General features: G+C 63.1%; 24 protein-coding genes and 1 riboswitch. Of the genes, 16 read left to right on the top strand and 8 right to left on the bottom strand.

Going from position 1 to position 25,091, the window contains the following annotated elements:
* Positions 1-151: 151 nt before the first annotated feature.
* The 3 genes from OOZ51_RS01920 to OOZ51_RS01910 all read right to left on the bottom strand — a co-directional run bounded on the left by OOZ51_RS01920 (position 152) and on the right by OOZ51_RS01910 (position 3,759).
* Positions 152-1,093: a metal ABC transporter solute-binding protein, Zn/Mn family gene (locus OOZ51_RS01920; RefSeq protein ID WP_265977195.1), complete on the bottom strand. Its 942-nt coding sequence runs from the start codon at positions 1,091-1,093 to the stop codon at positions 152-154.
* A gap of 132 nt (positions 1,094-1,225) precedes the next feature.
* On the bottom strand, positions 1,226-2,296 hold the full coding sequence (locus OOZ51_RS01915; protein WP_265977194.1) for a hemolysin family protein: 1,071 nt from the start codon (positions 2,294-2,296) through the stop codon (positions 1,226-1,228).
* Entirely contained in the window at positions 2,293-3,759 is a 1,467-nt protein-coding gene (locus tag OOZ51_RS01910) for a hemolysin family protein (RefSeq protein WP_265977193.1), read from the bottom strand. The genes OOZ51_RS01915 and OOZ51_RS01910 overlap by 4 nt, the downstream gene beginning before the upstream one ends.
* Before the next feature lie 542 nt (positions 3,760-4,301).
* On the opposite strand from OOZ51_RS01910, the gene OOZ51_RS01905 reads away from it, so the two are divergent.
* From OOZ51_RS01905 to OOZ51_RS22465, 5 genes are all read left to right on the top strand, one after another.
* Entirely contained in the window at positions 4,302-8,120 is a 3,819-nt protein-coding gene (locus tag OOZ51_RS01905) for a multifunctional oxoglutarate decarboxylase/oxoglutarate dehydrogenase thiamine pyrophosphate-binding subunit/dihydrolipoyllysine-residue succinyltransferase subunit (protein ID WP_265977192.1), read from the top strand.
* 144 nt (positions 8,121-8,264) lie between these two features.
* Positions 8,265-8,864 carry a GDSL-type esterase/lipase family protein gene (locus OOZ51_RS01900; protein WP_265977191.1) on the top strand — a complete coding sequence of 200 codons (600 nt, stop codon included), beginning with the start codon at positions 8,265-8,267 and terminating at the stop codon, positions 8,862-8,864.
* Between the two features lie 102 nt (positions 8,865-8,966).
* Positions 8,967-9,815 carry a DUF4097 family beta strand repeat-containing protein gene (locus OOZ51_RS01895; RefSeq protein WP_265977190.1) on the top strand — a complete coding sequence of 283 codons (849 nt, stop codon included), beginning with the start codon at positions 8,967-8,969 and terminating at the stop codon, positions 9,813-9,815.
* Entirely contained in the window at positions 9,815-10,429 is a 615-nt protein-coding gene (locus OOZ51_RS01890) for a PadR family transcriptional regulator (RefSeq protein ID WP_265977189.1), read from the top strand. The genes OOZ51_RS01895 and OOZ51_RS01890 overlap by 1 nt, the downstream gene beginning before the upstream one ends.
* A gap of 128 nt (positions 10,430-10,557) precedes the next feature.
* Positions 10,558-10,632 (top strand): 50S ribosomal protein bL37, encoded by a 75-nt coding sequence (locus tag OOZ51_RS22465; RefSeq protein WP_369299106.1) that lies wholly within the window; start codon positions 10,558-10,560, stop codon positions 10,630-10,632.
* A 79-nt stretch (positions 10,633-10,711) separates the two neighbouring features.
* On the opposite strand, the gene rsrA is transcribed toward OOZ51_RS22465, so the two are convergent.
* Positions 10,712-10,969 carry a mycothiol system anti-sigma-R factor gene (rsrA, locus tag OOZ51_RS01885; protein WP_265977188.1) on the bottom strand — a complete coding sequence of 86 codons (258 nt, stop codon included), beginning with the start codon at positions 10,967-10,969 and terminating at the stop codon, positions 10,712-10,714.
* Positions 10,966-11,805 carry a sigma-70 family RNA polymerase sigma factor gene (locus OOZ51_RS01880; protein WP_416346332.1) on the bottom strand — a complete coding sequence of 280 codons (840 nt, stop codon included), beginning with the start codon at positions 11,803-11,805 and terminating at the stop codon, positions 10,966-10,968. Before OOZ51_RS01880 ends, rsrA begins: the two co-directional genes overlap by 4 nt.
* Before the next feature lie 219 nt (positions 11,806-12,024).
* Between OOZ51_RS01880 and OOZ51_RS01875 the strand changes: the two genes are divergently transcribed.
* The 7 genes from OOZ51_RS01875 to OOZ51_RS01845 all read left to right on the top strand — a co-directional run bounded on the left by OOZ51_RS01875 (position 12,025) and on the right by OOZ51_RS01845 (position 19,254).
* A complete protein-coding gene (locus OOZ51_RS01875) occupies positions 12,025-12,540 on the top strand; it encodes a DoxX family protein (protein WP_265977186.1) in 516 nt (171 codons plus the stop codon).
* A 6-nt stretch (positions 12,541-12,546) separates the two neighbouring features.
* Positions 12,547-13,941: a 3-phosphoshikimate 1-carboxyvinyltransferase gene (gene aroA, locus OOZ51_RS01870; protein ID WP_265977185.1), complete on the top strand. Its 1,395-nt coding sequence runs from the start codon at positions 12,547-12,549 to the stop codon at positions 13,939-13,941.
* Between the two features lie 2 nt (positions 13,942-13,943).
* Complete coding sequence (rsgA, locus tag OOZ51_RS01865; protein WP_265977184.1) at positions 13,944-15,059, top strand: ribosome small subunit-dependent GTPase A; 1,116 nt, start codon at positions 13,944-13,946, stop codon at positions 15,057-15,059.
* Positions 15,060-15,137: 78 nt separating this feature from the next.
* A complete protein-coding gene (gene hisN, locus OOZ51_RS01860) occupies positions 15,138-15,950 on the top strand; it encodes a histidinol-phosphatase (RefSeq protein ID WP_265977183.1) in 813 nt (270 codons plus the stop codon).
* 161 nt (positions 15,951-16,111) lie between these two features.
* Positions 16,112-16,224: riboswitch (SAM riboswitch) on the top strand.
* 35 nt (positions 16,225-16,259) lie between these two features.
* A complete protein-coding gene (locus OOZ51_RS01855) occupies positions 16,260-17,684 on the top strand; it encodes an aminotransferase class V-fold PLP-dependent enzyme (RefSeq protein WP_265977182.1) in 1,425 nt (474 codons plus the stop codon).
* Positions 17,685-17,734: 50 nt separating this feature from the next.
* On the top strand, positions 17,735-18,511 hold the full coding sequence (locus OOZ51_RS01850; protein WP_265977181.1) for a class I SAM-dependent methyltransferase: 777 nt from the start codon (positions 17,735-17,737) through the stop codon (positions 18,509-18,511).
* Positions 18,512-18,540: 29 nt separating this feature from the next.
* On the top strand, positions 18,541-19,254 hold the full coding sequence (locus OOZ51_RS01845; protein ID WP_265977180.1) for a metal-dependent transcriptional regulator: 714 nt from the start codon (positions 18,541-18,543) through the stop codon (positions 19,252-19,254).
* Positions 19,255-19,301: 47 nt separating this feature from the next.
* On the opposite strand, the gene OOZ51_RS01840 is transcribed toward OOZ51_RS01845, so the two are convergent.
* Entirely contained in the window at positions 19,302-20,753 is a 1,452-nt protein-coding gene (locus tag OOZ51_RS01840; protein ID WP_416346331.1) for an MFS transporter, read from the bottom strand.
* Between the two features lie 63 nt (positions 20,754-20,816).
* On the opposite strand from OOZ51_RS01840, the gene OOZ51_RS01835 reads away from it, so the two are divergent.
* Both OOZ51_RS01835 and OOZ51_RS01830 read left to right on the top strand, forming a co-directional pair.
* Complete coding sequence (locus OOZ51_RS01835) at positions 20,817-21,191, top strand: hypothetical protein (RefSeq protein ID WP_265977178.1); 375 nt, start codon at positions 20,817-20,819, stop codon at positions 21,189-21,191.
* 121 nt (positions 21,192-21,312) lie between these two features.
* Entirely contained in the window at positions 21,313-21,453 is a 141-nt protein-coding gene (locus tag OOZ51_RS01830; protein WP_265977177.1) for a hypothetical protein, read from the top strand.
* A gap of 80 nt (positions 21,454-21,533) precedes the next feature.
* Here OOZ51_RS01830 and OOZ51_RS01825 read toward each other — a convergent pair whose 3' ends face one another.
* Both OOZ51_RS01825 and OOZ51_RS01820 read right to left on the bottom strand, forming a co-directional pair.
* Positions 21,534-22,532, bottom strand: a complete 999-nt coding sequence (locus tag OOZ51_RS01825) for a S1C family serine protease (protein WP_265977176.1) — start codon at positions 22,530-22,532, stop codon at positions 21,534-21,536.
* Positions 22,533-22,656: 124 nt separating this feature from the next.
* A complete protein-coding gene (locus tag OOZ51_RS01820; protein WP_265977175.1) occupies positions 22,657-23,127 on the bottom strand; it encodes a MarR family winged helix-turn-helix transcriptional regulator in 471 nt (156 codons plus the stop codon).
* Between the two features lie 123 nt (positions 23,128-23,250).
* Here OOZ51_RS01820 and OOZ51_RS01815 point away from each other — a divergent pair, with 123 nt between their 5' ends.
* Together OOZ51_RS01815 and OOZ51_RS01810 are read left to right on the top strand one after the other, a co-directional pair.
* Complete coding sequence (locus OOZ51_RS01815) at positions 23,251-24,192, top strand: SDR family NAD(P)-dependent oxidoreductase (RefSeq protein WP_265977174.1); 942 nt, start codon at positions 23,251-23,253, stop codon at positions 24,190-24,192.
* 1 nt (position 24,193) lies between these two features.
* Positions 24,194-25,090, top strand: coding sequence for an amidohydrolase family protein (locus OOZ51_RS01810; protein WP_265977173.1), 897 nt, complete (start codon positions 24,194-24,196; stop codon positions 25,088-25,090).
* The last annotated feature ends 1 nt before the right edge of the window (position 25,091 follow it).

Raw genomic sequence — 25,091 nt, 5'->3', positions numbered from 1 at the left:
GGGGTTCGCGAAGCTGTGTTGCTGTTGCATGCGCCTGGAATGCCCCTGTTTTGGAAAGCACCCTATGTTCGGAACACAAACGCCCCGCAGCCGCCCTGTACATCTTAGGACGATTGCTGGGCCCGTCAGCTTCCTGTCTAGCCTATGATCGCTACTTGTTCAGCGCAGCGGCGATGTTGCCCACGTTGTCCGTCATCCAGGCGATGTAGTCCTTGCCCTCCGGAAGTGTCTCCGTGAATCCGACAACCGGAACTCCGGCCGTGGTTGCTGCGGCCTTCAGCTTCTCCGTCTCGGCGCCCGCGGTCTGTTCGTTGTACGCCAGGAACCGCACCGACTTCGAAGTAATCAGATCGCTCGTTTCCTTGACTGCCGCGGGAGGAACGTCCGAGCCGGCCTCGATCGCGTGGCTGAATTCCTCAGGCGTCTTGTTTTCCAGGCCCGCAGCTTCCAGCAAATAGCCCGGGACCGGCTCGGTGATGGCTACCGGAGCGGAGCCCTTGGAAGCCTTGATTTCAGCGACTTTGGCGCTGAGCACGCTCAGGGACGACTTGAACTTATCGGCATTTGCGGTGAACGTCTTGGCTTCCGCGGAGTTCAGGCTTCCGAGCTTCGCAGCAACGGCATCGGCCACCTTGCCCATGGCGTCGAAGTTGTACCAGACATGCTCGTTGAACCCTTCCGGCACCTTGGAGGTAGCGCCGGCCGATGCAGCGGGAAGGAGCGCGGACGCGTTGACGGCTGTGATGACCTTGTCAGCCGGGACTTTGCTGTCGTCGCTCAGCTTGGTGAAGAAGTCGTCGTAGCCCGCACCGTTGTCGATCACAAGCCGGGCTTTCGAGATGGTCAGTTTGTCCTGGGTGCTGGCCTCGTAGGAGTGCGGATCCTGGCTGGTCTTGGTGATGATGGAGGTCACCACCACTTTGTCGCCACCGACGCTCTTGACGATATCGCCATAGACACTGGTAGAGGCGACCACATCGATCACGCCGGAGGACGACGACGGCGCAGTCGCAGCGGGTGCCGCGCATGCGGCAAGCAGGACGGCAAGGCCGGCGGACGCGGCAAGGGAAAGACGGGCGGCGGTGCGACGCACGGGGAAACCTCGGATCTACTCAAATGAGAATCAAACACAATAGCTGGCTCAATGAGTGTATCCATAAATGGGAATGATTCCTATTTATGGATTCATGAGAGGTTCTTGCCGGCCCCTCAGGGCCGGCAAGAACTATGTTGACGCAGGTCCGCCCAAGCGCCGGATCCCCGTGGCCTGGGTGGCATCCCGGATCTCGCCCACCAACTGTTCGATAACATCTTCCAGGAACAGCACGCCCAGCGTCGCGCCGCCCGCCCCGACAACCCGGCCAAGGTGCGAGCCGGTCCGCTGCATCACCGACATGGCATCTTCAATCTCGTCCTCGGGCGCGAGGTTCACGAGGGAACGAATCCGGCTTTCCACAATCGGATAGCGCCGTCCCTCTTCCGGAATGGAGAGCACATCTTTGATGTGCAGATAACCGGTCAGCTCGCCGTCGTCGTCCAACACCGGGAAACGCGAGAAGCCGGTGCGGCTTACGGCTTTCTCCAGTTGGCGCGGCGTGGATCCAGGCTTAAGCATCACGAGCTTGTCGAGCGGCACCATGATGTGCGCGGCGGTGTGCTCTGAAAACTCAAGCGCGCCGCTCAGCAGGCCAGCGTCGTCGTCCACCAGTCCGTGGCGAGTCGATTCCTGGACGATCGACTGCACCTCCTCAAGCGTGAAGGAGGAGGTCACCTCGCCCTTCGGCTCGATCTTCATCAGGCGCAGAATGCGATTTGCCAGAAAGTTCAGCGTCCAGATAACGGGCTTCACGAAGCGGGCTATGTGGACCAAAGGAGGCGCCAACAGCAATGCTGCCTTGTCCGCCACAGAAACAGAGATGTTCTTGGGGACCATCTCGCCAAAGGTGACATGCAAGAACGTGACCGCCAGCAAGGCAACCGCAAAAGCGATAACATCGGCCAATTCGACGGGGACGCCCACTGATTCCAGTGACGCTCCCAGCAAATGATGGATGGCTGGCTCGGCCACGAGAAGAATCAGCAACGAACAGACGGTGATGCCAAGCTGAGCACACGCAAGCATTAGCGAGACGTGTTCCATCGCGTAAAGGGTGGTCTGTGCGCTCTTGGAACCGCGTTTGGCCAAAGGTTCAATCTGGCTGCGGCGCGCGGACATCACGGCAAACTCGGCGCCGACAAAGAACGCGTTGCCGATCAACAGCACTACGAGCCACAGGATTCCTGCCCAGTCGCTCATGCAGCACGTCCTTTGCGGGCGGTCCTGCCCGCGGGGTTGCCAATGGCATTGCCTGCCGAGCTGCCGGAGCTCTTACCTAGCCGCTTGCTGGCTTGCTTCCTGCTTTGCCATCCCTTCGCTTCACGTTCCGCTGTGTCTTTAACGCCAGTGCCTTCATCGTCAGGCTCGGGTGCTGTGGGGTGGAAGCAAATACGATCGATCCGGCGGCCATCCATTCGAGTGACGGCGAGGGTGCCGCCGCCCGCCTCGACGACGTCGCCGACAATCGCGATCCTTCCCAGTTGGCTCATGACGTAGCCGCCTACGGTCTCGTACGCGGGGTCGTCCGGGACGGTCAGGCCCGGGATCTGTTCGCTGACCTCGTCCGGGCGCAATAGTCCGGGGAAGTACCAGTCCCCCGAGGCGCTTTGCAGCAATCCAGGCCGGACTTTGTCGTGTTCATCTGCCACTTCGCCGACGATTTCCTCCACCAGGTCCTCGAGCGTTGCGATTCCTGCAGTTCCGCCGTACTCATCAAGCACGACGGCGAGTTGCAGGTTGCCCTCGCGGAGTTCCAAGAGCAAAGAGTCGAGGTGGATGGTTTCGGGAACGCTGAGGACCTCGGACATGATGGCGCCGGCCTCGACCCTGCTCCTGCGTTCAGACGGGACGGAGACGGCCTTCTTGATGTGCACCACGCCGCGGATGTCATCGGCGGACTCGCCGATGACAGGAAAGCGGGAGTATCCGGTGCGCCGGGCGGCCTCGATGATGTCCGATACCGGCTGATCGGCGTCAATGGTTTCCATACGGATGCGCGGCGTCATGACATCCGCCGCGGTCCGGGCGGAGAAGTTCAGCGTGCGCGCAACGAAGTTGGCCGTCCCGGCGTCGAGGGTTCCCAGCTCCGCCGAACGGCGCACCAACGAGGCCAGTTCGGAAGGCGAGCGGGCGCCGGAGATCTCTTCTTTGGCCTCAAGCCCAACAAGGTTGAGCATCTTGTTGGAGAAGCCATTGAGCACCACGATTGCGGGCTTGAACACCGCCGTGAACATCAATTGCGGGCGGGCCAACCCCCGGCCCAGCGGAAAAGCCAAGGCTAAGGCCATGTTCTTGGGGACCAGCTCGCCGATCAGCATCGACAACACGGTGGCGAAGGTCATGGCCATGATGAGCGACACGGACTGCGCAGCAGCCTCAGGTAGCCCGGCCCAGAGCAGCGGTCCGTGCAACAGGGAGCCAACCGAAGGCTCCATGACGAAACCGGTCAGCAAGGTAGTGAGGGTAATCCCCAATTGGCAGCTTGACAGCTGGGTGGAAAGGGATTTCAAGCATTTCAGCAACGCCACAGCGGCGTGGTCGCCGCCGTCGATCGCTCTTTGGACAGTCGCCTGGTCGAGTGTCACGAGGGAGAATTCCACGGCGACAAAGAAGCCCGTGCCCAGAATCAGGAGCACACCGGCGAGAAGGAAAAGCCACTCCATTAGAGGCCACCGCCGGCTGGTGCGGAAGGCTGGAGCAGGAGCAGGAGCCTAGGCAGACTAATGGCTGATTGACCCGGCGGGGGTTGGTCGGACGCAGCGGAAGAACGATCCGCTGCGTTGCCGGCCTGAAGCTCCGGGGTGCGATGGGCATGTGTACGGGTGTTGCCGGCTCGACGGGTGCGCTGCGCGGAGATTGCCAGACGGCTTCCCCCGCAGGTCCCAGGCCGGCACCTAGAATTACTGTCCATAAGAATCCCAGTCTACAGTCCGGCCGCGAAGCGAATTCACCGGCCGTGACAAGGCCTGCGCCCTGATAATCCGCGAAAAAACACGCGAAAACACGGCCCCTTCAGGGCGCTTCATCCAACGCACATCGGGATTGGCATGATTTAGGTCACCACTATTGGCAGATAGCCGTCGCTCGTCACTAGACTGGCTAGGGTCTGAGTTCGCGGGACCCAGACCCTGGCTCGCCTTTGCACCCCCCTGCAGTTCCCCCGGGCCAGCTGGAAATCAACACTCACGGAAGAGGCGTATTTCAAGTGCCAGAGCAGCCAAGCCACCGTCTACCCGAGGAATTTGGCGGAAACGAGTGGCTCGTTGACGAACTGTACGAGCGGTACCAGCAGGACAAGAATTCGGTCGACGCCAAGTGGTGGCCGCTTTTCGAATCCTTCGATACCGCTGACGGAACTTCTTCCAACGGAACATCCGCAACCCCTGCAAACCCTCCCACTCGTGAAATTCCTGTCGTGGCACAGGCCGCAGCAACGGCAATGACGCCGATTGCGCCCGTGGTTGCTCCGGCGGCCGCTCCTGCCGCCGCCACGCCTGCCCCTGCGGCTTCCGCCGTAGCGGCACCAGCCAAGAAGGCTCCGGCCACTGTCGCCAAGGACGGCGCGCAGAAGCCGTCCGACGGCAGCCAGGCCCAGCCGATCCCGGCACAGCTTCCCAAGAGCACCAAGGCCCCCACTCCGCCGGAAGAAGACGTCGTCTCCGTCCTCCGTGGTCCGGCCAAGGCCATCGCTTCCAACATGGTCATGAGCCTTGAGGTTCCCACCGCCACAAGCGTCAGGGCCGTTCCGGCGAAGCTGCTGATCGACAACCGCGTTGTCATCAATTCCAACCTTGCCCGTGCCCGCGGCGGCAAGGTCTCCTTCACCCACCTCATTGGCTACGCTGTGGTCCGCGCCCTCTCCCAGTTCCCGTCAATGAACGTGTACTACGACGAAATTGACGGCAAGCCCGTTGCAGTGCAGCCCGCGCACGTCAACTTCGGCATCGCCATTGACATGCCAAAGCCCGACGGTACCCGTCTCCTGATGGTCCCAAACATCAAGAAGGCCGAGACCATGAACTTCGCGGAGTTCTGGCACACCTATGAGGACCTGATCAAGCGCGCCCGCAACGGCAAGCTCACGGCGGACGACCACGCGGGCACAACGGTCTCCCTCACAAATCCGGGCGGCATCGGCACCGTGCACTCCGTGCCCCGGCTCTCCAAGGGCCAGGCTGCCATCATCGGCGTCGGAGCCCTCGACTACCCGGCTGAATGGCAGGGCGCCAGCGAGAAGATCATCGCCCAGAACGCCATCAGCAAGATCCTCACGCTGACGTCCACGTACGATCACCGCGTCATCCAGGGCGCCGGCAGCGGCGAATTCCTCAAGCTCGTCCACCAGTTGCTCCTCGGTGCACAGAACTTCTACGACGAGATCTTCGAAGCCCTGCGCATTCCCTACGAGCCCGTCCGTTGGAGCCCCGACCTTCAGGTGGACCCCGCTGACGAGATCAACAAGGTCGCCCGCATCCAGCAGCTGATCCACTCCTACCGGGTCCGCGGCCACCTCATGGCAGACACGAACCCGCTTGAGTACGTCCAGCGCAAGCACCCGGACCTCGACGTCCTCACCTACGGGCTCACCCTGTGGGACTTGGACCGAGAATGGCCCACCGGCGGTTTCGGCGGCAAGCCGATGCTCAAGTTCCGCGACATCCTCGGTGTCCTTCGCGATGCCTACTGCCGCACCACGGGCATTGAATACATGCACATCCAGGAGCCTGAAGAACGCAAGTGGTTCCAGGACCAGGTGGAGCACCCGTACTCCAAGCCGAGCCGCGAAGAGCAACTTCGTATCGTTTCCAAGCTCAACGCAGCGGAGGCCTTCGAAACCTTCCTGCAGACCAAGTTCGTGGGCCAGAAGCGATTCTCCCTCGAAGGCGGAGAATCGCTGATTCCGCTGTTGGACACCATCATTTCCGACGCTGCCGACGACGGCCTCGACGAAGTTGCGATCGGCATGGCCCACCGTGGCCGCCTCAACGTGTTGACCAACATCGCAGGCAAGACCTACGCCCAGGTGTTCCGTGAATTCGAAGGCACCCAGGACCCCCGTTCGGTGCAGGGCTCAGGCGACGTCAAGTACCACCTCGGCACCGAGGGCACGTTCACCTCGGACAACGGCAATGAGACCAAGGTCTATCTCGCGGCCAATCCGTCCCACCTTGAAGCGGTTGACTCCGTGCTTGAAGGCATCGTCCGTGCCAAGCAGGACCGGCTGGACCAAGGCGAGGCGTTCCCGGTGCTGCCCATCATGGTTCACGGCGATGCCGCGTTTGCCGGCCAGGGCGTTGTGGCGGAAACGCTCAACCTGTCCCAGTTGCGTGGCTACCGTACCGGTGGAACCATCCACATCATCGTGAACAACCAGGTCGGCTTCACCACGGCACCTTCGTCGTCGCGTTCCTCGACGTATTCCACCGACGTGGCCAAGATGATCCAGGCCCCGGTATTCCACGTGAACGGTGACGACCCGGAAGCTGTGGTGCGCATCGCGCAGTTGGCTTACGAATTCCGCCAGCGCTTCCACAAGGACGTCATTGTCGACATGGTGTGCTACCGCCGCCGTGGACACAACGAGGGCGACGACCCCTCGATGACGCAGCCCCTCATGTACAACCTGATCGAAGCCAAGCGTTCCGTCCGCAAGCTGTACACCGAGTCGCTCATTGGCCGTGGCGACATCACCGAGGACGAAGCCGAGCAGTTGCTGCGCGACTACCAGGAACGTCTGGAACGCGTCTTCGCTGAGACCCACGCTGCACAGACTTCGCCTATCCCGATCATCACGGCTGATTCCGCCGCGGTCTCGGACATTGAGCGTCCCATCGCCCAGCAGGCGGACTCCGGGACCAACGCGCCGGCCACCACCGCTATTTCAGCCGAGATGCTCCAACGGATCGGCCAGGCGCACCTGGACGTTCCCGAGGACTTCACGGTCCACTCCAAGCTCAAGCAGCTCCTGGAGAAGCGCGAGCAGATGTCCCGCGAAGGCGGCATCGACTGGGGCTTCGGTGAGATCGCAGCCTTTGGTTCGCTCGTCATGGAGGGCGTTCCCGTCCGTCTGGCCGGCCAGGACTCACGCCGCGGCACCTTCGTGCAACGCCACGCCGTCTTCCACGACCGCGCAAACGGCAGCGAATGGATGCCGCTGGGCAACCTGAGCGACAAGCAGGCCAAGCTGTGGATCTACGACTCCTTGTTGTCCGAATACGCAGCCATGGGATTCGAATACGGCTACTCCGTGGAACGCCCCGATGCCTTGGTCTTGTGGGAAGCCCAGTTCGGTGACTTCGTCAACGGTGCGCAGACCATCATCGACGAATTCATCTCCTCGGCCGAGCAGAAATGGGGCCAGCGCTCCTCGCTCGTCCTCATGCTGCCGCACGGCTACGAAGGCCAGGGACCGGACCACTCGTCCGCCCGTATCGAACGCTTCCTGCAGCTGTGCGCCGAGGACAATATGATTGTGGCCAACCCCACGACGGCTGCTTCGCACTTCCACTTGCTGCGCCGGCAAGCATACAGCCGGCCACGCAAGCCGCTCATCGTCTTCACCCCGAAGCAGCTTTTGCGCCTCAAGGGGGCGGCTTCTGCGGTGGAGGACTTCACCACAGGCGGCTTCAAGCCGGTCATCGGCGAGCACGAGCCACTGCAGGCTCAGAGCGTGGACCGCGTGATCCTGGTTTCCGGCCGTCTCTACTACGATCTGCTGTCGAACCGCCAAAAGACCGGTGACACCTCGACGGCAATCATCCGCCTGGAGCAGCTGTACCCGTTGCCCCAGGCCCAGATCGAAGCGGAACTGGCCAAATACCCGAACGCCGACATCGTTTGGGCGCAGGACGAACCCGCCAACCAGGGTCCGTGGCCGTTCATCGGCTTGAACCTGCCGCAGGCACTGGACCGGAAGGTCCGCCTCGTTTCGCGTCCGGCGTCCGCCTCCACGGCAGCCGGTTCCATGAAGCGCCACAGCGCCGAGCAGGCTACCTTGCTCAAGCAGGCATTCGAACGCAAGTAGACCCTAATAAAAGAAGGCTGCCCGGCTGGAGGTTCAATACCCGCTTCCAGCTGGGCAGTTCTGTTTAATGGAACAAGTGTCCAGTGATCCTGCCGCCCCGCCGGGCACGATGCAAGGACCGCAACGTTTGGTGAAGAGGTAACTGTGGAAGACAGGAAGCTGCGCATAGCAGCTGTTGGTGATGAACTACTCGCCGGGCTCGGTGACCCCAGAGCCCTGGGCTGGCTCGGAAGGGTTCTTGCACGAACTCCCCAGGACGGCGTTCTTGTGGAGAGCTACTCTCTTCCCTGCCCCATGGAGGGTACAGAGGGCCTCGCGGGCCGCTGGCTCGACGAAGCCGGGCGACGCTTCAGCAACGTCCATGAGAACCGCCTCGTGATCGGCCTGTCCAGCCGTGACATCGAATTCGGCGTTTCCACAGCGCGTAGCCGCCTCAATCTGGCCAATATCCTGGACGGGGCATCCCAAAGCAACATCGAAGTATTCGTCGTCGGTCCGCCACCTACGCTGGACCCGGCCAAGAACCGCCGGATCGCGGAACTCAACGCCGCATTTGCAGACGTCACTACCCGCCGCAACCACCAGTACGTGGACACTTTCTCCCCGTTGCTCAGCCACGAACAATGGCGTACTGACCTCGCAGCCAACGGTGGCACCCCGGGCCAGGCGGGCTATGGCCTCATGGCCTGGCTCGTGTTGCACCGCGGCTGGTTCCAATGGCTGAGGATCGCCCAGCCGGAATAACCGGGACACGAGCCCCCCTCCGACGATGGACCCATTGCCAAGTTGCAATTCGCGATATATCGTAAGTTTCATACGCGATATATCGCATCCTTTGGAGGGGTCATGTCAGAAGAAAACTGGACCGTTACCGGGCCGCAGACCATCGACGTCGACGGCGTCCGCTCACTTAAGCTGGGGATCGTCAAGGGCCGCTTCGACGTGGTCACGCACGATGAACCGATCGCCAGGATCGAAGTATCGGAAATCAACGGTGATCCACTGAGCGTCAGCCTCATTGATGGCCGGCTCGAGGTCCGCCATCAGTTGCACGGCCCGCAGGGTTGGTTCCGCAACCTTATGGGGACTGTCAACAACACCAGTACGAACACCGTCGTCATCAGCATTGCATTGCCCGAGGGTGTCGACGTCGAAGCAGGAACCGTGGGCGGTGACGGCATGGTGTCGGGCGTCACCGGTCATATCCGCCTCAACACGGTTTCCGGGTCCGTCCTCGCAGACGGCACGCGCGGCGAGCTTCAAGTCAACACCGTCAGTGGCGAAGTCATCGCCCGCAACCACGACGGCATCATGACCGCCAAGAGCGTCTCAGGCGAGGTCACGGCTTCGGGCCGCTTCAAGAACATACGGGCCAACACTGTCAGCGGCGACCTCAGCTTCGATCTCCACGGCTTCACCCAGGATTTCGGAGCCAATTCCGTATCGGGCGACCTCACGATCCGCCTGCCGCATGACGTCGGAGTGGACATCGTTGCCAAGACGGCCAGCGGCATCGTGATGATCGATGACCAGCTTTACGCCCAAGGAGGCGGCAGGGTCCAGACCATCGTTGGCCCCGACGAGCGCCTCATGGTGGCGCGCACCAATTCCGTGTCCGGAAAAACCTCTATCATCCATGGCAGCGCGCCAGCCCCCGGAACAGCACACTCAGTCCCCGGAGAAGAGGAAGTCTAATGCCGCCCGTCTTTGCCCACGGAGCCCTCCGGCTCTATCTGCTGGCACTCCTGGAATCAGGCCCCAAGCACGGCTACGAGCTCATCAAGGCCCTCGGCGAACGCTTCGGAGGGACCTACTCCCCCAGCGCCGGAACCATCTACCCGCGCCTTGGCAAACTCGAGGAAGAAGGACTGGTAGCCACCAGCAGTGATGGGCGCCGCACCAACTACTCCATCACCACTGCCGGACTAACGGAACTCAACAGCCGGCGGCAGGAACTGGCCGACGTCGAGGACAACATCTCTGCGTCCGTGCGGCGGTTGGCCGATAATCTCCGCGAGGACATCCGCAGCAACATGCGCGGCTTGCGGGCAGACCTGGCGGCAACCGCCGAAGCCGCACGCGCCAATGCGAAGTCGCCGGAGTTCCAATCGTGGGCGGGAAGCTACTCGCCGGAGGGACACCGGATCCTCAAGGAGGCCGAGATGATGGTCCAGTCCTTCCGCGATGACATCCGCGTGGAACTGCGCCAGCATGCGGGGTCGAAGGCCCTGACTCCCATCGCCCTTGAAACCGTGCGCACCGTCCTGGACCAGGCAAGGATCTCCATCCGAAATTCTCTGCGGAGCTGAGTCCGGAATCCACTAAGGGGCTGGCACAGCGCCCTCCACCCTTGATCTTCCGGTTCGCGGGGCGGCCCCCGGATGTGGGAGACTGGAGGGCAGCTTTATTGAGTATCAAGAATCTAAGGAGGCCAGCTATGAGCAAGCGTGCACGTAAGCGTCGTGACCGTAAGCGCGGCGGCGCAAACCACGGCAAGCGTCCCAACACCTAAGCCAGCGGCTTAGCGTAAGACTTAATGCGGAGGGCCCCGGAAACCATCAGGTTTCCGGGGCCCTTGCCGTTCCAGGCGCCTAAACGTCCACCGACTTCATCGAGTGGATCCTGTCCAGGATCGAGTTCTTGAGGTTCTCAGGAGCCGCCTCCGTGCAGGAGCGCTTCACCACGGTGCGAATGACGCACTCAAGGTCGTACTGCTCGGTGCACTCCGGGCAGTCTTCCAGGTGCACTTTGATCTCTGCGATGTCTTCACGGGTCAACGCACCATCGAGGTACTCGTAGATACGCTGCATCCGAGCATCGTCGCAGTCGCCCAATCCTTGGCAGCTCATTTCCTTTTCTCCTGTTTTTTGCTTGCGGCCGCGCCCACGGCCAAGACCTTTTCTTCCGCGCCGGCGCTGATTCCCCGTTCCGCGGCGTAGTCCGCCAGCAGATCGCGCAACATTTTCCTGCCGCGATGAAGCCGGGACATGACCGTCCCGATCGGGGTATTCATGATGTCTGATATTTCCTTGTATGCGAAGCCTTCGACGTCAGCGAAGTACACCGCGAGCCGGAATTCCTCCGGAATGGATTGCAAAGCGCTCTTCACGTCCGAGTCCGGCAAATGATCCAATGCCTCCGCTTCCGCGGAGCGCAGCCCCGAAGACGTGTGCGATTCCGCCCGCGCCAGCTGCCAGTCTTCGATGGTGTCCGAATTCGACTGCAGCGGTTCGCGCTGCCGCTTCCGGTAGAGGTTGATGTACGTGTTGGTCAGGATGCGGTACAGCCATGCCTTGAGGTTGGTGCCCGGCTTGTACTGGTGGAAGGCCGAGAAAGCCTTGGTATAGGCCTCCTGGACCAGGTCCTCGGCGTCGGACGGATTTCTGGCCATGCGCATGGCAGCCGAATAGAGCTGGTCGACATACTGCATGGCGTCGCGTTCGAAGCGCGCCCTCCGTTGTTCAGGAGTCTCGGACGCGAAGTCCACTGCAATCTCGACGTCGGCCTCAACAGCTGCGCCGTCATCGGACGTTGCGTCCGCGACTTCCGTCGCTGCTTTGTACATGGCCGCTGCGGCCGGATCCATGGTGCTCATTGCATCCAAGTCTACTGTCACCCTCCGGGAGTCCCCTGGCAGCTCCCGCCCAAGCGCCAAGTGTTCCTCGCGGTCCTTAACCAAGGCCAAAAAACCATCTCCGCTCAACGACGTTGACACAGGCGCAGCACAACACACACGCCTAAACCCGAGGTCCAGCCCATACCGCACCTTCTTTTGACAACGGCAGGCTCCGGGCAAATATTCCACAAAGATGCAAGACTAGATCCGACTGCACCCCGTGAACACCGCACCACTCGAACGCAGCACCACCTGACCATTGTGGCAAGCCATCCAGGAGGCAAAAACATGTCCCTCGTCCGTTTTCTCGCCAGGCCAATGTTGGCGTCCAGCTTTGTTGTCGCAGGGCTGGACAAGCTCAAGAACGCGGATGACACTGCCGAGCAGCTTTCCCCGCTGCTCCGCCGTGCTTCGGAGTCGCTGCCCTTCCCGGCGGACGAAAAAATGCTGGCGCGCGTTATCGGCGGCACGCAGGTAGGCGCGGGCGCCTTGCTCGCCCTCGGCAAGTGTTCCCGGTTCTCGGCTACGCTGCTTGCAGGTATTTCGGTGCTCAACACATTTGTCGAATGGCGTTCCGCGGACATCAGCACGAAGGAAGGCCGGCTTGCCCGCCGTGCCCAGTTGCTCAAGAACATATCCCTGACCGGCGGCGTGCTGCTCGCTGCCGTGGACACGGCCGGCCGGCCCAGTCTCGCGTGGCGCGCCGAACACCTCGCCATGGACGCCAAGAAGGTCACTGGCAAGCAGCTCAAGAAGACAGACCGCGCCGTTCGCAAGGCCGTAGACAACGCAGTTGGAGCATAAGGAAGCATGCCAGGAACCCCCGCCACGCAGACAAACGAATCAGGCAGCCCTACCGCTTCCGCACTCCCCCTGTGGCCGGCGCCTTTCGCCGGCCACCCCGTGGATGCCACGGTCACGGTTCCTGGTTCCAAGTCGCTGACCAACCGCTATCTCGTTCTGGCGGCATTGGCCGACGGCACGTCCCGGTTGCGGGCACCCCTGCACTCGCGGGACTCCGCCCTGATGGTCGAAGCCCTGCGCCAGCTTGGCGCAACCGTTGCGGAAGTTCCCGGCGACGGACAGTACGGCCCGGACCTTGAAGTCACCCCGATGGGCGCGGCTGCAGCTGTTCCTGAGTCCGCCATCGACTGCGGACTTGCCGGCACAGTCATGCGCTTCGTGCCGCCCCTCGCTGCCCTCCGTAACGGCCCCTCGGTATTCGACGGCGATCCACACGCGCGCCAACGGCCCATGGGCACCATCATCGAAGCCCTCCGAACACTCGGTGTAGAAGTCAGCGCCCTGGACGGGCAACCGGCCGCTTCCTTGCCATTCAAAGTTTCCGGTACCGGTTCGGTACGCGGTGGCCACTTGGTGATCGACGCAAGCGCCTCCTCGCAGTTCGTCTCCGCCTTGCTGCTGGTCGGTGCCCGCTTCGAAGAAGGCCTGCACCTGGAACATGTGGGCAAGCCCGTGCCGAGCCTCGACCACATCAACATGACAGTTTCGGTCTTGCGCGGCGTGGGAGTCCAGGTGGATGACTCCGTGCCGAACCATTGGCGTGTGGCCCCCGGGCCCATCCAGGCCTTCGACGAGAGGATCGAGCAGGATCTCTCCAACGCGGGACCGTTCCTCGCTGCGGCGCTGGCCACCAAGGGAACCATCCGAATCCCCAACTGGCCTGCAAATACCACACAGGTCGGCGACCTCTGGCGGGACATTCTTGCCACCATGGGCGCCACAGTCTCACTGGACAAGGGCACGCTGACTGTCACGGGCGGCTCCGAAATCCTCGGTGCGGACTTCGACGAAACCAGCGAGCTCGCCCCCACCGTGGCGGCATTGTGCGCCCTGGCCTCAGGCCCTTCCCGGCTCACGGGCATCGCGCATTTGCGCGGCCACGAAACGGACAGACTCGCCGCGCTGGTCGCCGAAATCAACCGTCTCGGCGGAGACGCCGAGGAAACCGGCGACGGCTTGGTGATCCGCCCCGCAATACTGCATGCCGGCGTCGTGCACAGTTACGCCGATCACCGCATGGCGACCGCGGGCGCCATCCTGGGGCTCGCCGTGGAGGGCATCCAGGTCGAAGACATCGCGACTACCTCCAAGACCATGCCCGAATTTCCGCAAATCTGGGCATCGATGCTCAGCGGCGGCCCAGCGGCCGCGGACACCGGTTCAACGGAGACAAGCAACTAACGATGGCTCGCGACGCAAGCTCCTGGGACGAATCCGATGTCCGGATCCGCCCCAACAAGAAGGGCACACGCCCCCGCACGAAGGACCGCCCCAGCCACGACGACGCCGTGATCGGGCGCATCATCACGGTCGACCGCGGCCGCTACACCGCGATAGTGGGCGAAAGCTCCGATAACGAGCGCATCGTCATTGCGGCCCGTGCCCGGGAACTCCGGCGCTCCCCCGTGGTCCCCGGAGACTTCGTGGCCCTCGTCGGCGATGTGTCCGGAGCCCCGGATACCCTCGCCCGCCTCGTGCGCGTCGAGGAGCGAAAGACCCTCCTGCGGCGAAGCGCCGACGACACGGATCCCATCGAACGGGCCGTGGTGGCCAACGCCGACCAGCTCGTGGTGGTGGTTGCGTCTGCCAACCCGGAGCCCCGGACAGGATTTATCGACCGTGCCTTGGTGGCAGCGTACGACGCCGGGATCGAACCGCTGCTGCTCGTCACCAAAGCGGATGTCAAGGATCCCACGGAACTGCTCGCCAACTATGTGAGCCTCGGCTTCCCCATCATCATCAGCCGGACGGCCGATGCAGGCGCCTCCGGCATCGACGCCCGCTCCGACGATGGCTTGTCCGCCCGGCTTGATGGCGACGCCGTCGGCCAACTGCGGGACTACCTCGACGGCAAGGTCACCGTTCTCTTGGGCCACTCCGGCGTCGGGAAGTCCACCATGGTGAATGCCCTTACTGGCGCCGAGCGCGCCACCGGCGGGGTCAACGCTGTCACGGGCCGGGGCCGTCATACCTCGTCCTCAGCCCTTGCATTGAAGCTCAGCGACGCCCCCGGCGGCAGCTGGATCATCGATACGCCCGGGATCCGTTCTTTCGGCCTGGCCCACGTGAACCCGGATCGCATCCTGCGCGCCTTCCCGGATCTGGAACCAGGAACGGAGTCGTGCGAGCGGGGTTGCAAGCACGATGCCTCTGCGGTCCGTTGTGGCTTGGATTCGTGGGTCGCTGATGGCCATGCCGGCGAGGCCGGCCCCGCCCGCCTGGCGTCGTTGCGTCGGCTCCTTGGCGCGGACCCGCGCATGGAAGTCCAAGAGGCCAAGGAATTGGGCACGGTCAATTAACAGCGGGGTCAACTGACCGTGCGGTGATTGCCGTCCTACCTCCCCGGTTCGCCGGCGAATAGACGGTAGCTTGGAACCATGACCCAACCCGATTCGAGCTACAACGACGACCTGCGGCTGGCCCATGTCCTGGCCGACTCCGTCGATTCCCTGACAATGGAGCGGTTCAAGGCACTGGACCTTCAGGTGGAGACCAAACCCGACCTGAGCCCCGTGACCGACGCCGACAAGGCTGCCGAGGAAGCAATCCGCGGGCAGCTCTCCCGCTCCCGCCCCCGCGACGCAGTTCTGGGGGAAGAATTCGGCAGCACCGGCCACGGCTCAAGGCGCTGGATCATCGATCCCATCGACGGGACCAAGAACTTTGTCCGTGGCGTACCCGTCTGGGCAACGCTGATCGCCCTCGTGGACGAGGGCGAAGTTGTGGTGGGACTTGTCAGCGCTCCAGCCCTCGGCAAGCGCTGGTGGGCTGCAAAGGGCTCGGGCGCCTACATGGGCCGGTCACTGGCCGCTGCCACCCGGCTGAAGGTCTCCAACGTGTCACGGCTTGAGGATGCCTCGCTCTCCTACTCCGAGCTTTCCGAGTGGAAGCAGCACGGCTCCCTCGACAACTTCCTGGGCCTTGAGAACGATGTCTGGCGCAGCCGCGCGTACGGCGATTTCTGGTCCTATTGCCTGGTGGCCGAGGGCGCCGTGGACATCGCCGCTGAACCGGAACTCCAGGTCTACGACATGGCTGCCTTGGTGCCGATCGTGACTGAAGCCGGCGGACGCTTCACGTCCCTGGACGGCGCGGATGGTCCCTTCGGCGGAAACGCCGTCGCTACCAACTCGATCCTGCACTCCGAGGTCCTCAAGAGGCTCAACCCCGAGCTCGACGACCTCCTCTAATCCACTCTATTCACTGAACAATCGACGGCGGGCGCCCCCTTTTCGGGGGCGTCCGCCACTTTTTCTTCGGCAGAAGGCATATTTTCCGGTGATCGTAACAATCCGCTTAACAATCGGGGTCACATTGGAACCCGCCTTGCGGGTGTCCTAGTCTCTTTACAGGTCACGAGTGCCAGCGCGAAACCCCGGTTTGCTGGCCGGCAACCCTCCATCGCGGCGGGGTGCCCCGGGTGACGACCCGGCCGGTCCGGAATGGATGCGGCAAGCGCGGACCCCCTGCACGCAGGGGTCCCTCTTGAGTGAGGTCCCATGAGCACAGCCACGTTTACTTCTCCCGCTCTCTCGCAGCACAACGAATCCGCGCAGCAGCGCGGTGATTCCCGATCTCCGGCATCTCGTCCCTTGGCCGCGGTTACTGGCGCAGAGTTGCAAGCGCCCCTGATCCAGGGCGGCCACGTCCGCTACGCCAACCTTGACTACGGCGCCTCGGCGCCCGCCTTGACCGTAGTTTCTGCATACCTCAACGAGATCCTCCCGTACTACGCGAGTGTCCATCGCGGCGCAGGCTATGCCTCACAGATCAGCACCTCCGTCTATGAAAACGCCCGCAATATCGTCCGCGATTTCGTTGGCGGCCGGGCAGACGATTCCGTGATTTTCACTCGCAACACCACCGATTCACTCAACCTCCTGGCCGGATGCCTGCCTATCGAGGACGGGCGCCACGTTGGCGAAGTCCTCTATCTGGACATCGAACACCACGCCAATCTCCTGCCGTGGCAAAGGGTCCCGCACCGCAGCATTGTGGCCGCGGGAACTTTGGCCGACACTGTAGCCAATGTCCGCACGGCGCTCTCCCACGGGGGCGTCAGCCTCCTGGCAGTCACGGGTGCTTCGAACGTGACGGGCGAGATCCTGCCCATCAAGGAACTCGCTGCTTTGGCCCACGAATTCGGTGCGCGGATTGTGGTGGACGCGGCCCAGCTCGCTCCGCACCGCCGCATCGATATCGCCGCGGCGGATGTCGACTACTTGGTTTTCTCCGGGCATAAGCTCTATGCGCCGTTCGGCGCAGGCGTCCTTGTGGGGCGCCCCGACTGGCTCGATGCCGGCACACCCCACCTTGCTGGAGGCGGAGCAGTCCGCGAGGCACGCCTTGACTCCGTGAGCTGGGCTACCGGACCGGCCAGGCACGAAGGCGGCTCGCCGAACGTGCTCGGCGCGGCCACCCTCGCACGGGCCACGCAGGTCATCGCCAGCCTCGACCACGAGGAATGGCACGCCCACGAAGCCGCCATCCGCACGCATTTGGTTGATGGCCTCAACGCGATCGACGGCGTGACCGTCCACCAGATCTTCAGCGACACCGATCCCCAAGACACCATCGGCGTCGTGAACTTCTCGCTCCATGGCTATGACGCAGGCCTCGTGGCGGCCTATCTTGCGGCCGAACACGGCATTGGCCTGCGCGACGGACGCTTTTGCGCCCACCCGCTGCTCAAGCGCCTCGGCCTGCCCTCTGGATCCCTGCGAGCCAGTTTCGGCGTGGGGTCCAGGTTGGAAGACGCCACCCGGCTCATCGCGGGCATCCAGGCGCTCAAGAGCAATGGTCTCGGCTGGGACTACGTGGTGGATGCCGGCCGGTGGGTGCCGGCGAACGACCACCGCAGCTACCCGGAGTGGGCTCCCAACACCCCCGGGACCGCGGGCGCAGCTCCCTGCAGTATCGACTGATTGCGGTAGATTCGTAGGGTATTTTTCCTGTCCTACGAAGGAGTTCCTGCGTGGCCCCGCGACCCAAAGGCACGTCAGCCGGCCCCAAGCTCTATGAGGAACGGCGCCTTGAACTCGGCCAGAGTTTCCAGGACGGCGGAGAGCACTATGACCGTGTCCGGCCCGGCTACCCCGCGGATTCGGCTGACTGGCTGCTGCCTGAAGGAGCCCGGGACGCGGCAGACATCGGTGCCGGCACCGGAAAGTTCGCCGCTCTTCTCGTCGAGCGCGGGCTGGCCGTGTCCGCAGTGGACCCCTCCACGGACATGCTTACCCAGCTGCGCAAAACGCATCCACAAGTGATCGCCTTGGAGGGCACTGCAGAGGCAACTGGGCTGGCGGACTCAGCATTCGACGTCGTCAGCGTTGCCCAAGCCTGGCACTGGTGCGATCCCCTCGCAGCCAGCACCGAGATCGCCCGGATCCTGCGCCCGGGGGGCGTTATCGGCTTGATCTGGAACCAGTTGGACACGTCCGTGCCCTGGGTCCACCGCTTGTCCCGCATCATGCATGCCGGCGATGTCCACAAACCGGACTTCCGGCCTGTGGTGGGACCGGAGTTTGCGGGCCTCGAAAGTCACGTGACGCATTGGGAGGATCCCGTGACTCCGGCTGACATCCTCGAACTGGTGAAGTCCCGCAGCTACTACCTGAGGGCGAATGACCCCACCCGGGCCAAGGTGATGGGGAACCTCCAGTGGTATCTCTTCGAGCATCTGGGCCACACGGAGGGCGAGGTGGTCCCGCTGCCGTACCTCACGCAGAGCTGGCGGGCGTGGAAGGCGTGAGGCCGCCGGTTCAAGATAGGCTTGTACCCGTGAAGACCAGTGCGCCCTCCTCCTCGATCGAGGACTACGTCAAGGTCATCTACTCCTTCACGGAGTGGCAGGACAAACCCATCACGTCCTCGCAGCTGGCGCAGCGGCTAGGCGTCGCCAATTCCTCCGTCTCGGAGATGGTCCGCAAGCTCAAGGACCAAGGCCTGGTGGACCATCAGCCCTACAGCGCCATTACCTTGACGCCCCAGGGAATGCAGCTTGCCCTGGGCATGGTCCGCAGGCATCGCCTGATCGAGACGTACCTCGTGAGGGAACTGGGCTACAGCTGGGACGAAGTCCATGACGAGGCCGAGATGCTTGAGCACGCCGTCTCGGACACCTTCATCGATCGTATGGCAGCCAAGCTGGGCAATCCCGGACGCGATCCGCACGGTGACCCCATACCCGCCGCGGACGGTTCGGTGACCCTGCCGCATGCGTACCGGATGATCGAGCTCGACGACGGCCACTCCGGGAAGATCACCCGGATCAGCGACGAGAACCCGGAGTTGCTACGCTACCTGTCTGCCGAGGAAATCGACCTTGATGCCACCATCCAGGTAATTGGCCGCAAGCCGTTCGGCGGCGCTCTGGTGGTCCGGATCGGAAAAGGCCCGGGCAGCCGCGACTACGATCTCGCCGACGAAGTCACGTCGGCGCTTTGGGTAGCCACCGACACCGCGCACGAAGGTTGCGTCCTCGCGGAACGCTGACGAAACGGCCGCTGGACCGCACTGTGTTTCCGGGACCGCGCCGTGTTTCAGGCGCGCTGGGTTGCCGTCCCGCCGTCGTCGGGGGCTGGACCCTCCGGAGATTCCTTCACCGCAGGGGCCAAGACCGGGTTCCGGATCCCGACGGCGGATGCTGCCGCCCCGAGGAAGAACAGCACCGCGGTGACCACCACCGCATTGATGAGACCCTCGCGGCTGAAGACAGGGCCGATGATAAGCCCGGCGAACGCGATGCAGATCAGGCCTGCAATACGGGCTACGGCGTTGTTCACGGCCGAGCCGATCCCTGCCTCTTCGGTGGGAACGGCACCCAGGATAGCCGCGGTGAGGGGGGCCACGAGGGTGCTGAGGCCGATTCCAAAGACAATCTGCCCTGGTAGCACCTGCGTCCAGTAGTTCAGGGGCTCCTGGACGGCCATGGTCATGAGGAACCCTATTCCACAGATGAAAGGTCCCGCCGTCATGAACCACCGAGGACCGTACTTGCCGGCCAGGCCGCCAAAGAACGAGGCCGTGAGCATCAGGATCACGGTCGCGGGAAGCAGAGCGATTCCCGCAGTGGTCGCTTTCATTCCTCCGACTTGCTGCAAATAGATGCCCACGGAGAAGAAGCCGAGCGACAGGGCGCCGTAAATGGCGAGCGTGGCCAGGTTTCCCCAACCGAAGTTGCGGATGGCGAAGAGCCGGAGGGGCAGCATTGGCTCCGGGGTTCTGGCTTCGTGGATCAGGAACAGGGTCATGCCGACCACCCCGACGGCGAGCGGCATCCAGACCAGCATGTTCCCCCAGCCCATCCGTCCCTGTTCAATGAAGGCGTAGACCGGGCCACCCAGTCCCACCATGGCCAGGAACGCGCCGAGGTAGTCGATCTTCTTGCTCCTGTCCGTAGCGGCGTCGGACTTCCGCAACCCTGCCAGAATCGGCCAGATGGCGACGGCCGGAATCACATTGATAAAGAAGATGACGCGCCAAGACAACAGATCCACCGAGGCGCCACCGATGAGCGGAGCCACGATGGCCGCCGCGCTGGTCCAGCCGGACCACTGGCCGATCGCCTTGGACTGCGCCGGCCCCGAAAAGAACGTGACAATCATGGCGAGCGAACTCGGGACCAGAAGTGCACCGGCGATCCCCTGCAAGGCCCGAGACACTACCAGCACCTCCCCGTTCCAGGCGAGTCCGCAGATGACGGACGTGATGGTGAAACCGGCGAGTCCCCATTCCAGGATCCGCGCACGTCCGAAATGGTCGGACAGGGATCCGGCAACCAGGATCAGCGCACCCAGGGTCAAAAGGTAGGCATCCACCACCCACTGCTGGATGACAAGTCCACCACCCAATTCGCGCCCAATCGCCGGGAGCGCGAGGTTCACTACGAAGCCATCCAAAATAGCGATGAAGGAAGCCACAATAGCCACAACAAGGATCCGCTTTTGCAGCGGAGTGCTTGGCAGCAGGGCCGCTGCGTCGGTCATGAGCACAGCCTACGCCTGCTTGTCCGCGGGCGCCGGGATTCCTCCGCGCCTGAAGTCCCGTATCGTTGAATGGTGATTAGCAGACGTGATGCCGCACTGGCCCTTGATATTTCGATGGAAATGGCCCAACGCCACGGCATCCCGCCCAGGCTTTCAAAAGCCGAGCTGACCGAGCTGCAGGACAATCCACCGCAGTGGCTCGTCCAATCGCGCGCCAACCGCACCGGCAAGCGCCCCGTCTGGGTTCACCTGAGCTGTGTGGTGTGCGGTTACACCGAGGCTGCCCGTCCCAAGAAGTGGTGGCCCGAGTTCACCTATGTTTTCTGCGGGCACCACCGCAACAGCGAGGTTCCCGGAATCCTGCCCGGCGAGGTCCGCAGCGAGTACGAAGGAATCGGCTCGCGGTTCGTGGGCATTGTGGACGTTCCGGCGTCCGAAGCCTAGTTACTAGAACGCTTAAGGGCCGGTTGCTTTCGGCCGAAACAGGCGTAGCTTACAAAGAGAGGGCCTTTCAGGACCCTCTTTGCAGGATCTTCAGGGAAGATCCGTAGTTAGGGAGCATGACATGCCTGACAAAGCACCGCACCAGCACGAGGCGAAGAAGAGTATCAAGACCATCAAGGAGAAACGGGCCGTGAAGCGTGCCAAGCACGAATCCGACGCTGCCGTGGATCCCGTGGCCCATTTGAGAATGAGGAAGAAATAGCAAAAAGCCGGGGCCATCGGGCCCCGGCTTTTTAGCCAGCCGGCTTTTTAGCGAATTGGCTCCATCATGGCCCCGGCTCCTCATGAATCCGCGTCGGTCATTTCGCTGGGCACAGCCACAATTGCGTGGACTTTGCCGTCGCGCAGGACCGTCAGCAGGAACGGCTCCCCTATGGCCTGCGAAAACAAGAGTTTCTGAAGGCTTTCAGCACTGGATACGGCCCGCGACTGTGCGCTGAGGACAAGATCGCCCGCAAGCAGTCCCGCCCGCTCAGCCGGAGATCCAGCGATGACTTCCACCACCCGGAGTGCTTCTTTCTGGCCTGTCCGGATCACCGCACTCGCATCCAACGGAATAGGGGTGCTCACCAAGCCAAGGTACGCCCTGCGGACCCGTCCGTCCCTGAGCAGGGCGGCGATGATCCGTTGAGTGGTGGGGTTGATGGGCACGGCAAGCCCGAGGCCCAAGCCAGCCACAGCGGTGTTGATTCCAACTATCCGCCCCCTGGTGTCGGCAAGGGCTCCCCCGGAATTGCCCGGGTTCAATGCTGCGTCGGTCTGGATGACGTCCTCGATGACCCTGCTGTGCCGGCCGGACCTGACCGGGATGGAACGTCCGAGGCCGCTGACGACGCCCGCGGTCACTGATCCTGCGAGCCCTAGCGGGTTGCCCACAGCGATCACCAATTGGCCTACGTGCAGTGACTCAGCGTTGCCCAATGTGGCGGGCGGCGGGGTGTGGTGCCCGCGGACAATGGCGAGATCGGACAGGGGGTCCGCACCGACGAGTTCGACGACGGTATGGGTTCCGTCGGCGAAGATTGCCCGCCCGGATCGGAGACCCGAGACCACGTGGGCGTTCGTCAGCAGGTAGCCGTCCCCCGTGAACACGACAGCCGATCCACTTCCGATCCTGACTTGCCCGTTTCTGCGGGCGCTGCTCATCTCCAAAGCTGCAACATGCGGCGTGACCGTCTCTGCGACGTGCATCACTGTCCGCGAGTAGGCGTCCAAGGCTTCGTCATCCGACGGGGCGTCAGGGATGTCCTCGGGAAAAGTTTGTTCCGGCAACGTACTCATCGTGCACCTCCTGTAACCGGTGGTGTCTATATCAACGAATACTCTGCTGCGGTTAGTCCGTTCCGTCCTACGCCGTGGGTGAACGAGAGTTGGCCTAACCCCGCGAGACTTAACCCCACGGCGCCTAACCCCAGAGCGCCTTGCGCAGCAACGCCTTGAGCTGGGCGGCTTCCCCGTCGTCCAGCGCGGCCAGCACTTCAGATTCCGCGCGGCGGGCAGCGATGGCTGCTTGGGCGAGCAACCGGCTCCCCTTCGACGTCGCCGTCACCGTCTTGGCCCTGCGGTCCTGCTTGCCTGGTGCCCTGGCCACAAGCTTCCGTTTTTCGAGTTCGTCCACCAACGCGACGATCTGGCTGGGGTCAAGGCTGAGGAGGTCCGCCAATTCCCGCTGGGTAGGCTCCAGGCCACTGTTGGCCAGGATCAGCACCGAGTACGAGCGTTCCTTGAGGTCGAACTCTGCAAGCGCCCGGTTGTTGACGACCGATCCGCCTGCATGGAGCTTGGCCAGCAGGAAACCAACGTCCTGGCTGATCGGAGCAGCGACCAGCCGGTCCTTCGTGGCAGTCTGCTGCTCGTCCTGCGCCTCGATGGTCATAACAAACTCCAATAATCTCTAAAATAAATCGTTGACATTTTCAACTATACGTATTTTCATGGATACAGAACAGCATCCCACGCCGAAGGCTTGGGTGCACGGGGATCGAGCAAAGGAGCAGCGATGAGCCTGTCAGGAAAAGTAGCGATTGTCACCGGAAGCGGCCGTGGCCTAGGGCTGGCGTACGCCCGGGAACTTGCCCGCCAAGGCGCCGCGGTGGTCATCAACGACGTCGACGCCGAGGTGGCCGGCGAAGCGGTCCGGACCATCGAGGCCGACGGCGGCCGGGCCGTCGCCGTCGTCGCTCCCGTAGGCAGCACCGAAGCAGCAAAAGAGCTGTTGGCGGCGGCCGTCACAGAATTTGGCCGCCTTGACATTCTGGTCACCAACGCCGGTATCCTGCGCGACAAGAGCCTGCTGAAGATGACAGACGAGGACTTCGACCTGGTCATCAACGTCCACCTCCGCGGCACCTTCACGTGCGCCCGGGAAGCCTTCGGCTACTTCAAGGAGAACGGCATCGCCGGCCGCATCATCGCCATCGGTTCCCCGACCGGGCAGCGCGGCAACTTCGGCCAGAGCAACTACGCCGCCGCGAAGGCCGGAGTCGTGGGAATGGTCCGGACCTGGGCGCTGGAAATGAAGAAGGCCGGTGTCACTGCCAACGCCGTCATCCCCGTGGCCGCGACGGCCATGACCAAGACCATCCCGTACTTCCGGAAAGCGGTGGAGGCGGACGAACGCGGCGAGGCCATGCCGCACTTCTTCCGACACGAGCTTGGCTTTGGAACGGCCGACGACGTCTCCGGGCTCATTGCCTTCCTCGCCTCCGACGAGGCGGCCGGCATTACCGGCCAGGCCATCGGCGCCGGCGGAGACCGCCTCCAGCTATGGACCCACCCCGAAGCCGCCGCCACCGAATACCGTGAAGGCGGTTGGGGTTACCGGGACCTCGTGGAGAACTTCGGCCAGCTGTTCGGAGACAAGCTTCAGAGCGTCGGCGAGGAATTCCTACCGCTCCCGGCGGAACTGCAGCCCGAAGCCGCCGCCGCACAGGTCCGCTGAAATGACCGCACCCGGGCGCTACGAACTCGGCATCGACGCCGCAAAACTTGACGCTATCGACATGCACGTCCACCTCGAAGTGGACGGCCACGGCCACGAATCCCTGCCACCGGCCCTGACGGAAGCTTCCGCGAAGTACTTCAAGGCCGAGAACCGCACGCCCACGCTGGACCGGATCGCCGAGGTCTACCGCGAACTGAACATGGCCGCCGTCGTCTTCACCGTGGACGCCCGCACGCAACTCAAGCACGAGCCCAACAGCATCCCTGACCTGATCGCGGGAGCCGCCAGGAACAACGACGTGCTGATCCCCTTCGGCAGCGTGGATCCGCGCACCGGCACCGAGGCCATCCAGGGCGCCAAGCACCAGGCGATCGACCTTGGCGCCCGTGGCTTCAAGTTCCACCCGAGCCTGCAGGGCTTCGACCCCTCCAACGAGCAGTTCTACCCACTCTGGGGAACATTGCAGGAACTCGGCCTGCCGGCGATCTTCCACACCGGCCAGAACGGCATGGGCGCAGGCCTGCCCGGGGGCTACGGCATCAAGCTGGCCTACTCCAACCCGCTCCTGCTCGACGCCGTCGCCGCAGACTTTCCCGCGTTGCAGATCATCATGGCCCACCCCTCGGTCCCCTGGCAGGATGAAGCAAACTCCATCGCCACGCACAAATCCAACGTGTTCATTGATCTCTCCGGCTGGTCCCCCAAGTACTTCCCGGAGTCACTGGTGCGCATGTCCAACTCCGTGCTGCAGGACAAGGTCCTCTTCGGCACGGACTTCCCGCTCATCACCCCGCAGAAGTGGTTGGCCGCCTTCGCCGACCTTCCGCTCAAGGACGATGTCCGGCCCAAGATCCTCAAGCACAACGCAGTGCGCCTGCTCGGATTGGACAGCTGAC

Source organism: Arthrobacter rhizophilus, from assembly GCF_026241105.1.
Lineage (GTDB): Bacteria > Actinomycetota > Actinomycetes > Actinomycetales > Micrococcaceae > Arthrobacter.
This window is presented reverse-complemented; position numbering and strand designations above follow the sequence as displayed.

Excerpts from the sequence above, each read along its gene's own strand:
- OOZ51_RS01915 (WP_265977194.1), bottom strand. The coding sequence starts at position 2,296 with ATGAGCGACTGGGCAGGAATCCTGTGGCTCGTAGTGCTGTTGATCGGC.
- OOZ51_RS01910 (WP_265977193.1), bottom strand. The coding sequence starts at position 3,759 with ATGGAGTGGCTTTTCCTTCTCGCCGGTGTGCTCCTGATTCTGGGCACG.
- OOZ51_RS01895 (WP_265977190.1), top strand. The coding sequence starts at position 8,967 with ATGTCAGAAGAAAACTGGACCGTTACCGGGCCGCAGACCATCGACGTC.
- OOZ51_RS01890 (WP_265977189.1), top strand. The coding sequence starts at position 9,815 with ATGCCGCCCGTCTTTGCCCACGGAGCCCTCCGGCTCTATCTGCTGGCA.
- rsrA (WP_265977188.1), bottom strand. The coding sequence starts at position 10,969 with ATGAGCTGCCAAGGATTGGGCGACTGCGACGATGCTCGGATGCAGCGT.
- OOZ51_RS01875 (WP_265977186.1), top strand. The coding sequence starts at position 12,025 with ATGTCCCTCGTCCGTTTTCTCGCCAGGCCAATGTTGGCGTCCAGCTTT.
- aroA (WP_265977185.1), top strand. The coding sequence starts at position 12,547 with ATGCCAGGAACCCCCGCCACGCAGACAAACGAATCAGGCAGCCCTACC.
- rsgA (WP_265977184.1), top strand. The coding sequence starts at position 13,944 with ATGGCTCGCGACGCAAGCTCCTGGGACGAATCCGATGTCCGGATCCGC.
- hisN (WP_265977183.1), top strand. The coding sequence starts at position 15,138 with ATGACCCAACCCGATTCGAGCTACAACGACGACCTGCGGCTGGCCCAT.
- OOZ51_RS01855 (WP_265977182.1), top strand. The coding sequence starts at position 16,260 with ATGAGCACAGCCACGTTTACTTCTCCCGCTCTCTCGCAGCACAACGAA.
- OOZ51_RS01835 (WP_265977178.1), top strand. The coding sequence starts at position 20,817 with ATGGTGATTAGCAGACGTGATGCCGCACTGGCCCTTGATATTTCGATG.
- OOZ51_RS01830 (WP_265977177.1), top strand. The coding sequence starts at position 21,313 with ATGCCTGACAAAGCACCGCACCAGCACGAGGCGAAGAAGAGTATCAAG.
- OOZ51_RS01825 (WP_265977176.1), bottom strand. The coding sequence starts at position 22,532 with ATGAGTACGTTGCCGGAACAAACTTTTCCCGAGGACATCCCTGACGCC.
- OOZ51_RS01820 (WP_265977175.1), bottom strand. The coding sequence starts at position 23,127 with ATGACCATCGAGGCGCAGGACGAGCAGCAGACTGCCACGAAGGACCGG.
- OOZ51_RS01815 (WP_265977174.1), top strand. The coding sequence starts at position 23,251 with ATGAGCCTGTCAGGAAAAGTAGCGATTGTCACCGGAAGCGGCCGTGGC.
- OOZ51_RS01810 (WP_265977173.1), top strand. The coding sequence starts at position 24,194 with ATGACCGCACCCGGGCGCTACGAACTCGGCATCGACGCCGCAAAACTT.